Raw genomic sequence first — 11,444 nt, forward strand, 5'->3', positions numbered from 1 at the left:
ATGGCTAAGTTTAAGGTTGGCGATCGGGTGCGCGCCGTAGGTGAAACGGCTATTATAGAGCGTGGCCGCGAATACACGGTTGCGGAAGCAACTTTTTACGCCCCGCTGCACCATGTTTTTGTTCATACGGGAACGTCGCATGGCGTTCTGAATTACACTGACGACATGTTCGAACTCGTCGAACCCGTTGCCGTTGCCCACGCAACCGCAACGCTGCAGATCGAAGCCGGCAAGTACTACAAGACGCGCGATGGCCGGAAGGTCGGGCCGATGGAGCATTGGAACTTCTACAACGAACAGTTCTTTCATGCTCCATCTAGCGAATTGAACGGCGAGTACTGGCAGAAAAACGGCGTAAACAGCGAGCCGCATATTGGCCAGGACCGTGACCTAGATCTCATCGCCGAATGGGTAGACGAGCCCGCCATCACCACCCCGCCACACGTCACACTCGGCATCGACCTGAGCCCGCCGACGGCGCCTCAGGTTGGCGACGCGGTTCTGATCAAGGGCACGCTTGCCGGTATCACCACCAGCCACCGCGGCACGAACTACAACATCGTGTTTGAGACGCAGAACCGGCGCGTCAGCCTGCACTTCCTCGAGGAAGATTTCATTCTCGACGATCGCGACTGCGGCCCCGATTGCGCCTTCGCCACCAACGACAACGGCCCGGTGCCTAGCACCGACACGGCCAAGGCATTTGACGCTCTTGGTTCGTGGATGAACAGCCTGGCCGTCAGCCGCGCCGCATAAATTTCCAAGACGACAGCCTCGCACAAGCTACGGCGCGTAGACACGGGGCCGTAGCAAATCCCAAACAGAGGACGATTGATGGCTATTGCGCTTAACACGCTGAACAAACGGACGGGCCGAGATCACCCGCCGGTTATCAGCATCTACGGCACGGGCGGCGTCGGTAAGACCACGCTGGCGCTCGAATTTCCCGATCCGCTGTATCTCTCCACGGACGGCGAGGCGCCGCCGGACGGCATCGGCTACACCCCGGCGCCCATCGAGTCCTATGCCGACCTGATGGACCCGGAAGAGGGTTATTTCGCGCAGCTGCTTGCCGGCGACCATCAGTTCAAGACGGTTGTGGTAGACAGCGCCGACGCTTTCGAGCCCATGCTTTGGGCCGCTACCTGCGCCAGGAACGGCTGGGACTCGATCGATAGCAACGACAAGGGCTCCCCTACCGCCTTCGGCAAGGGATACTTGGCCGCGGACGACGAGTGGCGGGACGTTATGGCTGCTGCCAGCGCTGTTGCTCGCAGCGGCCTGTACGTCATCTTCATCCTGCACAGCGAGGCCAAGTCTTTCAACGACCCGCTTGTTGACGCCTATGACCGCTACAAGCCTAAGCTTCAGAAGCGGGCCGTGGACATCGTCACCGAAAAGTCCGACGCGCTGCTGTTCCTGAACCGCCGACATACGCTCAAGACGGTCGACGGCAAGGGCTTCGGCGCGAAGAAGGAAACCAAGCCGGACGGCCGGTCTGGCGAGGAACGGCAGATCCACACCGACGAACGGGCTGGCTTTCTGGCCAAAAACCGCATGAACCTGCCTGCGACCATTACCTATAAGGCTGGCCAGGGGTTCACGGAGTTGGCGAAGCACTTCAAGCACGCCAACGACAATTCGACGCTGCGCGCGGCGGCCTAACGAAAGCAGCTAAGAGGTCTGCTGCAATAAAAAGCGGATATCATCAACCGAAATCCATAGTTAAGGATGACAGTTGATTAACGTCGCATAAGAAAGACCCACATTTCAAACTTTAGATTGCGGCTTATTTGTGTTGCGCCGCAGCATTCATCATCGAAGGAGTGAAGTTAAATTGGCTAGCATTGCAGGTTCTTACGACGAGAATGCCGAACCGTCATCGGGCTATACCCCGCTTCCGGTCGGTGAATATCAGCTTGAGATTGTGGAATCCGACTACGTTGCGACGCAGTCCGGCAATGGCATGATCCTCAAGTGCAAGGCGCAGGTTGTGGGCGGAGACTTTGACGGTCGTCCGTTCTACATCAACTACAACCTCGAAAACGCCAACGAACAGGCGCAGGAGATCGGGCAGCGTGACTTCGCTGGCTTGCGACGCGCGACCGGTGTGCTCGCTCCGCAGGACACGGAAGAACTGCACTTCAAGGCGTTCGGCGTGAAAATCGGCCAGCGGAAGCGCAAGGACACGGGCGAGCTGGAAAACAACATCGTCAAATACCTGTTTGACGGCGAGCAGAGCGCGCCGCCAGCGGCCAACAACAACCGGCCCGCTGCTCAGCAGCAGCGACCGGCGGCTGCATCAGGTGGTTCTAAGCCCTGGCGTAAATAGCGCCGCCGGGAGAGGGCACCAGTCCTGGCAGATAGCTGCCCTCTCCCATCCCCCCCCTACATAAGTAGAAGGAGAGCGCTATATGGCGCAGGTCGGCAACGCGGACAACCCCCGCGCGGTTCCGGGGAATAATGGGCCGCCCGATATTATCGACGACGCTTGGTCAGTCTACCGGTCAGTAGCGGAATGGATGGAAGGCGCGCCGGTTATTTCGGACGAGGCGACGGCCAGAGAAGCTAAGCTGTTCTGGGACCGGGCAAAGGCTGCACTGGACGACTTGGAGCAGGCGCGCGACGGGCGCGTGCGGCCCTTGAACACGCAGGTCAAGGAGATCAACGCGGAATTCAAGAAGGTCTCCGAGCCGCTGGGCAAGCTGCGGCAGGAACTGCAGGCCCGCATGTCGGCCTTTGCGCTGGCGGAAGAGCGGCGGAAGGCTGCGGAAGCTGCGGAGGCGCGCCGCATTCTCGAGGAAAAGGAAGCCGCCGCACGGGCCGCTGATGCCGCTGAGCGGGCCGCTAAGGAAGATGCCGCGGTCGGTGTTGTGGTCGACGTAGGCGCGGCGATTGGTGACGCGGACGAGGCTTTCGCGGAGTACCAGGCGGCACAAAGGGAAGCGGCTCGAGCCGAGCGCGACGTCAAGGGTCGCATCGCTGGCGGGTTCGGTCGTGCGTTTTCGGTGAAGACGACGGAATTGCTAACCGTAGTGGACCCGCCAGCAGTTATTCGTTCGTGGCTAGACCGGACTGAGGGTGTGCCCGACGATCTCCGCGAAGCAATCGTTAAGTCGGCCAGACTGTTCCGCAAGACCTTCGGCGTGCTGCCTGCGGGTGTGAACGTAGAGCACGTCCGCGGTTAACTCCCACTACTGCGCAGCGTACCGCGCGCAGTAGTCCCTCTCAAATTTCAGGAGCTTTTATGCGCGCGTCTTTCGAGCGCAGCGAACTGCTGCGCCTATTGGGACCGGTGGCGAAGGCCATTGAGTCTCGCAATACCCTGCCAATTCTTGGCAACGTCCTCCTATCCGTCAAGGACAACGCCGTGAGCGTCGCCGGAACGGATATGGACATCCGCGTCACTGCTTCCGGCACGGCAACCGTCGATGAGCCCGGTACGGTCACGGTCGACGCCAGGCGGTTTGAGGACATCGTTCGCAAGCTCCCGGCCGGCGCTACGGTTTCCGTTGCCGCAGAGCCCAATACGCTTATCGTCAAGTCTGGACGCAGCCGGTTCAAGCTGCCGACGCTGCCCGTTTCGGAATTCCCGAACATCGTGGTTGGCGACTTCGACGCTACTTTCACCACGGACCTTGCTGCCCTGCTCAAGCCGGTTCAGTACGCGATGTCGGACGAATCGACCCGCTATTATCTCTGCGGCGTCTACCTGCACGTCGCCGGAGATAAGCTGCGGGCCGTGGCCACAACCGGGCATGTCCTGGCTCAGCATGACGCAGCCCTTCCAGCCGGCGCCGAGACCATGCCGGGCATCATCGTTCCGCGCAAAGTCGTGCCGATGGTGCCGGCTGGCGAGGTCACGGTTTCGGTGTCGGCTACCAAAATCCGCTTTGCCGCCGACGGAATCGAAATCGTGTCCAAAGTCGTCGAGGGCACTTACCCCGACTATCAGCGGGTTATTCCCACGGCCAACGACAACGTGGCTCGAGTTGAGCGCGCCGCCTTGTCTGCCGCTAATGACCGCGTTGCCACCGTCGTGTCCGAGCGCGGTCGAGCCGTGAAGCTGTCATTTACGGCGGGCGCTGTTGAGCTTTCGACGCGCAACGAAGGAAGCGAGGCGCAGGACGAGCTTGTCGCCGAGTACGCAAGCGAGCCGATCGATATCGGCTTTCAGACTGGGTACGTGTCCAGCACGCTCGCTGCGTTCTCCGGCGACACTATCGAGATCGCCATGAACGATCCAGGTAGCCCGGCGATCTTCCGAGATGGCGGGCCGCTGCTCACCCTAATCATGCCGATGAGGGTCTGAGCGATGGGGCGGTGGATAGACATCGAGGTCAGCGTCTTAGCTGACGACATCCTTGAGAAGTTCCGCGACGACGAAATTCTAGAAGAGGCCCGGAGCCGTCAAATCGGCCTTGTGCCGGACCTCCTTGAAGAGCTTCGCCGCGCCGACCTCGCCGACTTCATGACTATTGCAGAACGAATGCTGAGTCCGAAGTGGACCAGCACCAAAGCCTGCAAAGATCAATACAATCTGGAGATGGGACGATGAGAGACGCCAACCTTCGCGCTTTTCACAACACTGTCCGCAAACTTTACAACATCGAGTGGGAGCAGCTTGGCTTTCTGACGGATGTGCAGAAAGACAACTTCTTCGAAAACCCGCCGATGTTCTTCATTCGGGCCGATGACGAAACGGCGACGAAGCTTTGGGACGTCATGCACCCGAAAGCGCCGGAGCCCGTCGCGGGTGAGTTGCGCGGTAATGTCATCTATCCGCGCGAGTGGGCGGCAAAGCAGACGGACTTCGAATACGACACCGGCAAGCCATTTCCGGATATGGGCGGCACCGCTCCCAACCCAGCCTTCACCTACATCGTCAACGGCGTGACTGGCGATGTCACGGCGCGCGCCGGTTAGCCGTTGCTACGCCGCGCGTAGCAACCTGTAACGGCAGGAGGACATATGCCCAAGTATCAGTATAGCGCCGGCGACCATCCCGATTACCACCAGCCACATAGCTGGTGCGACGCCCACGAAATCAAGCACTTTGCAGACGACCTCGAATTCGTCGCGGAGCAGTGCGCCGAAAACTACCACGATAACGGTGGGTATGAGGATCGCTGGCCGGTTGAGTTCCGTATTTATACGAACGGCACCGAAGTAGCGCGCTTCAACATCGAGCGTGAATACGAGCCGAGCTTTTGTGCTTGGCCGGTCGAAATCCCGGTGGTGGCGTGATCGCGCCCGACGACGATCGCCTTGTCTACCTGCCGGAAGACAAGGTCACGTCCGCGAACGGCATGTGCCAGGTTCTTCGTGATCGCTGGTTCAGCGTTCACCCGGAACGAGGCTTGCTGTTCTGGCAAGTCAACAAGCGGCGCAAGGGCGTGCTTCGCGGAGCAAGCCCGCAGTGCAACGGCTCTGATGTCATAGCGCGCAAGCTTGCAGAGCAAATGTACCCGTGGGCTGAGACGCGCTTTTACCCGCTTGTCCTTCTGCCCATCCACCTGAACGACTACGTCAACTAGGTATCTGCCTTGGCACCCCTCCCCCAAACCACCACCATCAGCCCGACCGTCCTGGCGATCTATGCCGCCTACGAAGCCGCCGCGACGGACTGGGATTCGTGGGGCATCTCGGTCGGTGACATCGGCCTTGAGTGCGACCGAGCACTCTGGCTGGCCATGCGGTGGGTCAGTGAGCGCGAATTCATCGACGGCCGTAAGCGGTCGATCTTTGAAACCGGCAACATCTGGGAGGAGCGGCTCGTCGCGAACCTTGAAGCGGCGGGCTGCGAGGTCACCGGCACGCAGGACAAGATGCGGTTTGCCCACGGTCATTTGCGCGGAAAGCGCGACGGCGCGGTGTCTGGGCTGGCGGAAGCGCCAGTCACTGAACATCTGCTCGAGGTGAAGTCGCACAAGGACGACAAATTCAGGGAAGTCGTCAAAAAAGGCGTCAAGGTCGCGCAGCCAACCCACTATGGGCAGCTTCAGCTGGGATGCCACGCGTTCGGGCACAGCCGCTGGTGCTATGCGATCGTCAACAAGAACACGGACGAGCGGCACATTGAACGCGGCGAGTACGATCACGACTATTGCATCCGTCAGATCGCCCGGGCCGAGCGTATCGCGCTGAGTCCGGAGCCGCCCGGCCGTGTGTGCAAGGATCAAACCGACTTCCGCGGGATGTTCTGCCGGCAGAAAGACGTTTGCTGGGGCGAGGCGATGCCACGGGTGCATTGCCGGTCGTGTTTGCACAGCTCCGCCGAGCCGCATGGTGACGCCGCCTGGTCGTGCGGGCGCTGGATGAAGCCGCTCAGCATCGACGAGCAGCGCGAAGGATGCCCGAACCATTTGCATATTCCGGCGCTCGTGCCGGCTGAACAGATCGACGTGGACGAAGAAAACGAGACGATTTCGTACCGCCTAGCAGACGGCAGCATTTGGATTGATGGGGCGAGCGCGTGAAAGTTCTGGATCTCTTCAGCGCTGCCGCCGGCGGCTGGTCGCTCGGAATGCACCGCGCCGGATACCGCACCGTTGCCGCATGCGAAGTCATTGACTGGCGCCGCGCCCTCTATTTGCAGAACAACCCCGGAGTTCCGGTTTATGACGACGTCACAACCCTTACAGCAGACCGACTTGTTCGGGACGGTATTGGGCTTCCCGACATCATCGTCGGCTCGCCGCCCTGCCAGGACATCAGCAGCGCAAACACCAAGGGCAAAGGCGTCGACGGAGAGCGCAGCGGACTTTACTTCGAGGCCATCCGGCTCATTGGCGAATGCCGACCTCGTTGGTTCGCTCTTGAGAATAGCGCTAATCTCCGAACTCGAGGCGCAGACCGGGTCATCGATGCGCTGGCGGCAATCGGCTACACCTGCTGGCCATTCGTGGTCAGTGCTGGAGACATCGGCGCCAATCACGAGCGCAAGCGAAGCTGGCTTGTCGGGTTCTGTATTGCCGACGCCGATGGCCTCGGACGGGATGGCGGGCGGCAAGGGTGGTGGAGCGGGCTCGACATTCCCCTTTCGATCGATCCTAGGCACGCCAACGAAGTCGTCCAAGGTCCGGTCAGAGTCCTTCATGGAAGGTCGTGCGCCATCGATCAAGGAGGCGTTGTTCCATACACCGACGACGAAAGCGAACTTCGCGGCGCCGAGCATGCAGAAATGGGAAAGCTGCAAGCCGTGGCAGGAGATGTTGGAAACACTGCCAACGCCGACGAAGCGGGACAAAAGGCTGGACTCCTGGAGTCCAGCCTACGATCGACGCAAGAGCCCGACGATGGATGCTGTGATGGACGGCGCCATGACGGGTCGGGCGTCGGACAAATGGGCGGGTGCGAGGGCGCTGGCCGCGCTCCTGCAGAGCCATGGGCTGAGTGGAACGGCGGCCTTGCCCATCACCTACGGGTGGATGATGGGCTATCCAGCTGGGTGGCTCAGTCGCGCATTGCAGTCGGCGGTCCACGCGGGACAGTTGCAGCTAGCCTCATCGTCGAAGCGTTCGGCGACGCAGTCCTACCGCAAATCCCAGAGGCCATCGGCCGCGCCATCTGGCGCGTAGAGGCTGCGCTGGCTGCCCTCCACATGCCCGCCGCCAACGATAACGACAAGACTAAGGAGACTGCTGCGTGACCATTCAGCTTCGCCCGTATCAACGAGAGGCGGTCGACGCCGTCAAGGCGGAGCTTGAGACTGTCGATTCCACGCTGCTTGTCGCATCGGTTGGCGCCGGCAAGACGATTATGCAGGCCGCGTTTATTCAGGACGTGCTGGCCGACTACCCAGGTGCTCGCTTCATCTGCGCCGTTCATACGCGCGAGCTTGTGCAGCAGAACGCACAAGCGATGTATGACCTGATGCCTTGGGCAGATGTTGGCGTGAACAGCGCCGCGCTAGGGTCGCGCAAGACAAACTCGCAAATTCTGTTCTGCTCGGTCCAGTCTGTTTTTCGCGACGTAGCTAAACTTGGCTATGCCGATGCGCTCATTATCGATGAGTGCCATCTAATCTCGAAAAACTCCGACGCGATGTATCACGCGCTCATCAATGGGCTGCGTGAGCTTAATCCTGATCTGCGTATTCTTGGGATGTCCGGCACGCCGTACCGCATGGATAGCGGCTATCTGACGTCCGGCGATGACCCGCTGTTCAAGACGATCGCTTATGAATTCGGTCTTGGCCAGGCGATCGAGGCAGGCTTTCTCGTTCCGCCGTCCGGCAAGCAGACTGCCGTTACGTTTGACACGACAGGCGTTCACACCCGCGCTGGCGATTTCATCACATCGGAACTTTCGCGCGCCGTCAATCAGGAGGCCATCACCCGCGAGGCTGTGACGGAGATCGTGCGGTATGGCGCCGACCGCAAGGCATGGATTTGCTTCTGCGTCGATGTGGAGCACGCCATTGCTGTCCGCGACGAGATGCGCCGCCAGGGCGTGACGTGTGAGACGGTTGAGGGCGCCATGGACGCAGGCAGCCGCAAGCGCATCCTGGCCGCATATAAGGCCGGCGAAATTCGCTGCCTGACCAACGTGAACGTGCTGTCGATCGGGTTCAATCATCCGCCGATCGATCTAATCGCGCTGATGAGGCCGACGAAATCCTGCGCCTTGTATGTCCAGCAAGTGGGGCGCGGGCTCCGTTTGTCGCCGGGTAAGACCAACTGCCTGGTGCTGGACTACGGCAACGTTGTCCGCACCCTCGGACCGGTTGACCTTGTGAAGCCGCGCGAGCCCGGTAAGGGCCAAGGCGAGGCACCAGTGCGAGTCTGCCCCAACTGCTTCGAAATCAATTACGCCGCAGCGCGCCAGTGCGTCTGTTGCGGACACCAGTTTGAGATAGAAGAAAAGCCGCTCCATGAGGCGCGGGCCGACCACCTGCCTATCCTATCCACGCAGAGCGAATGGCTTCCTGTCCGGCGCAGGAAGTTCAAGTATCACGAGAAGCTCGGTGGGTTGCCTTCGGTAAGGGTCGAACTGGCTTCGGGCCTGACGACCTACAAGACCTGGCTGTGCCCGCAACACACGGGCTTCGCCAAGTCCAAGGCGGATCGCTGGTGGCGCCAGCACGGGGGGCAGACGCCGTTTCCGGCGAGCGTGGATGAGTGGCTTAGCCGTGAGAGCGAGCTGGTCGCAACGGCAGAAATCGCGATCAAACCTAAGCCAGGCAGCAAGTTCTTTGACGTAACCGACTTCCGGCCCGCGAACGATAACGCGCCTGAAGCGAGCAACGATAATCGACCGGCGTCTGAAATATTGGATGACGAAATTGCGTTTTAGTTGATGCGCATAGCGCATCAACGTGAACAAGGGGAACTCTATGACACAAACCACACCACAAGAAGCTATTGTCCGAATGCTCGCGAACAACCCTCAACCCATGTCTTTCCCAACGCTGGCGGCTGCCATCTTGGCCGTTCTGGCGCATGAGGGCTGGACGGTCGTGCGCCGGGAGACTGTTGATGCGGAGTGAGCATCTAGACGGGCGCGTTGTGCTGCATGGCGGTGATAGCCGCGAGGTGCTGAAGGGGCTCGCGGACTGCAGCATTGATAGTGTTGTCACGGATCCGCCGTATGCTTTGGTGTCGATCGTCAAGCGGTTCGGCGGGGAGAACGCCGCGCCGGCCAACGACAACGACGTGTACGCCCGATCCAGCGCCGGCTTCATGGGCAAGCAGTGGGATACCGGCGAGACGGCGTTTGCTGTCGAGTTCTGGGCCGAGATTATGCGCGTGCTCAAGCCTGGCGGCCACGTCGTCGCGTTCAGCGGGACGCGCACCTATCACCGGCTTGCCGTCGCGATCGAGGATGCCGGCTTTGAAATCCGCGATCAGTTGGCATGGGCCTATGGCTCGGGGTTTCCGAAGTCGCATGATGTCAGCAAGGGGATTGATAAGAAAGCCAATGAAACTCCGCTGTTTGCGTCGATCCGCAGTCACATCCGCGCATGGCGCGATGAACGCGGAATGACGAACAAAGACTTGAACGCGGCGGTTGGCAGCGCCACCAACGGATGCGGAATGGCGCGCCACTGGACGAGCGAAAACGGCAACCAGCACTCAATCCCAAGCAAAGAGCAGTGGCGAAACCTTAAGGCGGTTCTCGGTTGGCCCGACTGCGACTTGGACGCTGTGTATGACACAGTGAAGGACGGCGCCGAGCGCCCTGTCGTTAGAAGCCAATCCGGAACATTATTGGCTGTTGCGCCGGGCCAAGACAACGACCGCTCCGCAACCACTCTAGCCATCACCGCCCCAGCAACCGACGCCGCCCGCCAATGGCAGGGCTGGGGCACGGCGCTTAAGCCAGCGTGGGAGCCGATCGTCCTTGCTAGGAAACCCCTCACGGGCACGGTTGCTGCCAACGTTTTGGAATACAAAACGGGCGCGTTGAATATCGACGGGTGCCGGGTTGGGGATGAGGCGCGCACGAATCCTAGCGCCGGCAGCAACGATATCTATGGCCAGTTCAAGGGAGCAGAGAATAGTGGCCGCGTCGCCACCGGCCGCTGGCCAGCCAACATCGTCCACGACGGCAGCGACGAGGTGGTGCGGTGCTTTCCTGAGGCGGGCGGCGGCTTCGGCAAGCGCGGAGGAAACCCGGACTCTACGTCTTACGGCTTCGCGGAAGGCACTATGCAGACTGTAGGTTTTGGCGACTCCGGCTCCGCCGCCCGCTTCTTCTACAGCGCCAAAGCCGACAAGCAGGACCGCATTGGCAGCAAGCACCCGACGGTAAAGCCGGTCGACCTGATGCAGTGGCTATGCCGCCTAGTGACGCCGCCAGGCGGTACGGTGCTGGACCCGTTTGCGGGATCCGGCTCAACGGGCGAAGCCGCGTGGCGGGAGGGTTTCCAGTGCGTCCTGATCGAGCGCGAGCCGGAATACCAAGCCGACATCGCGGAGCGTCTGCGCCTCGCCGACAAGGGGCCGCTGGAGCGCCGCCAACGAGCAATCAAACAGACCGCTGACATCGGCGGCCTCTTCGCCAACGACAATACCAAGGACGCCAACATTGCCGCGTGAACGCCTTTCCAACCGCCGCGAGTCTGAGAACATCACCTTCTGGCACGCGGGCCGCGAGTACACGGCGCGCGTTAGCTTTTACCCAGACGGCCGCCTAGCCGAAGTCTTCTTGGACAACGGCAAGGTCGGGTCAGACGCGCAGGTAAACTGCCGCGATGCCGCTGTGGCAATGTCCATGTTGCTTCAGCATGGGTGCGACGCGGCCACGGTTCGCAAAAGCCTGTCCCGCACGGAGCGCGGCGAGGCCGAGTCCGCGATCGGCGCCCTGTTGGACCTATTGGCGGCGGAGCCCGCCAATACCAACCAACCGGCTGCCGCGCATGGCTAGCCCCCACATCAACGACCCAGCCGAATGCTTCCTCTGCAAGCGGCACGCGGTCGGCATCGGAGCCGGCGACGGGC

The 11,444-nt window shown here is 61.0% G+C and carries 14 protein-coding genes; all 14 read left to right on the plus strand.

The window, feature by feature from the left end; translation table 11 throughout:
- Positions 1–756 (plus strand): hypothetical protein, encoded by a 756-nt coding sequence (locus CE453_RS26310; RefSeq protein ID WP_157733211.1) that lies wholly within the window; start codon positions 1–3, stop codon positions 754–756.
- Between the two features lie 78 nt (positions 757–834).
- Positions 835–1,665 (plus strand): ATP-binding protein, encoded by an 831-nt coding sequence (locus CE453_RS26315; RefSeq protein WP_089177283.1) that lies wholly within the window; start codon positions 835–837, stop codon positions 1,663–1,665.
- A gap of 172 nt (positions 1,666–1,837) precedes the next feature.
- The gene (locus CE453_RS26320; protein ID WP_089177284.1) at positions 1,838–2,332 is read left to right on the plus strand and encodes a DUF669 domain-containing protein; all 495 of its coding nucleotides are present in this window, start codon (positions 1,838–1,840) and stop codon (positions 2,330–2,332) included.
- A gap of 82 nt (positions 2,333–2,414) precedes the next feature.
- Entirely contained in the window at positions 2,415–3,188 is a 774-nt protein-coding gene (locus CE453_RS26325; RefSeq protein WP_089177285.1) for a hypothetical protein, read from the plus strand.
- Between the two features lie 59 nt (positions 3,189–3,247).
- Positions 3,248–4,312 (plus strand): DNA polymerase III subunit beta, encoded by a 1,065-nt coding sequence (gene dnaN, locus CE453_RS26330; RefSeq protein WP_089177286.1) that lies wholly within the window; start codon positions 3,248–3,250, stop codon positions 4,310–4,312.
- A 3-nt stretch (positions 4,313–4,315) separates the two neighbouring features.
- The gene (locus CE453_RS26335) at positions 4,316–4,558 is read left to right on the plus strand and encodes a hypothetical protein (RefSeq protein WP_089177287.1); all 243 of its coding nucleotides are present in this window, start codon (positions 4,316–4,318) and stop codon (positions 4,556–4,558) included.
- A complete protein-coding gene (locus tag CE453_RS26340; protein ID WP_089177288.1) occupies positions 4,555–4,926 on the plus strand; it encodes a hypothetical protein in 372 nt (123 codons plus the stop codon). Before CE453_RS26335 ends, CE453_RS26340 begins: the two co-directional genes overlap by 4 nt.
- A gap of 45 nt (positions 4,927–4,971) precedes the next feature.
- Positions 4,972–5,247, plus strand: a complete 276-nt coding sequence (locus CE453_RS26345) for a hypothetical protein (RefSeq protein ID WP_089177289.1) — start codon at positions 4,972–4,974, stop codon at positions 5,245–5,247.
- Positions 5,244–5,537 carry a hypothetical protein gene (locus tag CE453_RS26350; protein ID WP_089177290.1) on the plus strand — a complete coding sequence of 98 codons (294 nt, stop codon included), beginning with the start codon at positions 5,244–5,246 and terminating at the stop codon, positions 5,535–5,537. Before CE453_RS26345 ends, CE453_RS26350 begins: the two co-directional genes overlap by 4 nt.
- 9 nt (positions 5,538–5,546) lie before the next feature.
- A complete protein-coding gene (locus tag CE453_RS26355) occupies positions 5,547–6,479 on the plus strand; it encodes an oxidoreductase (RefSeq protein ID WP_089177291.1) in 933 nt (310 codons plus the stop codon).
- A complete protein-coding gene (locus CE453_RS26360; protein WP_089177292.1) occupies positions 6,476–7,651 on the plus strand; it encodes a DNA cytosine methyltransferase in 1,176 nt (391 codons plus the stop codon). Before CE453_RS26355 ends, CE453_RS26360 begins: the two co-directional genes overlap by 4 nt.
- Positions 7,648–9,297, plus strand: a complete 1,650-nt coding sequence (locus CE453_RS26365) for a DEAD/DEAH box helicase (RefSeq protein WP_089177293.1) — start codon at positions 7,648–7,650, stop codon at positions 9,295–9,297. The genes CE453_RS26360 and CE453_RS26365 overlap by 4 nt, the downstream gene beginning before the upstream one ends.
- 182 nt (positions 9,298–9,479) lie before the next feature.
- Positions 9,480–11,042 carry a DNA methyltransferase gene (locus CE453_RS26370; protein WP_089177294.1) on the plus strand — a complete coding sequence of 521 codons (1,563 nt, stop codon included), beginning with the start codon at positions 9,480–9,482 and terminating at the stop codon, positions 11,040–11,042.
- Entirely contained in the window at positions 11,032–11,370 is a 339-nt protein-coding gene (locus CE453_RS26375) for a TSCPD domain-containing protein (protein ID WP_089177295.1), read from the plus strand. Before CE453_RS26370 ends, CE453_RS26375 begins: the two co-directional genes overlap by 11 nt.
- Positions 11,371–11,444: the final 74 nt, after the last annotated feature.

Origin of the sequence: Bosea sp. AS-1, from assembly GCF_002220095.1 — a bacterium.
GTDB lineage: Bacteria > Pseudomonadota > Alphaproteobacteria > Rhizobiales > Beijerinckiaceae > Allobosea.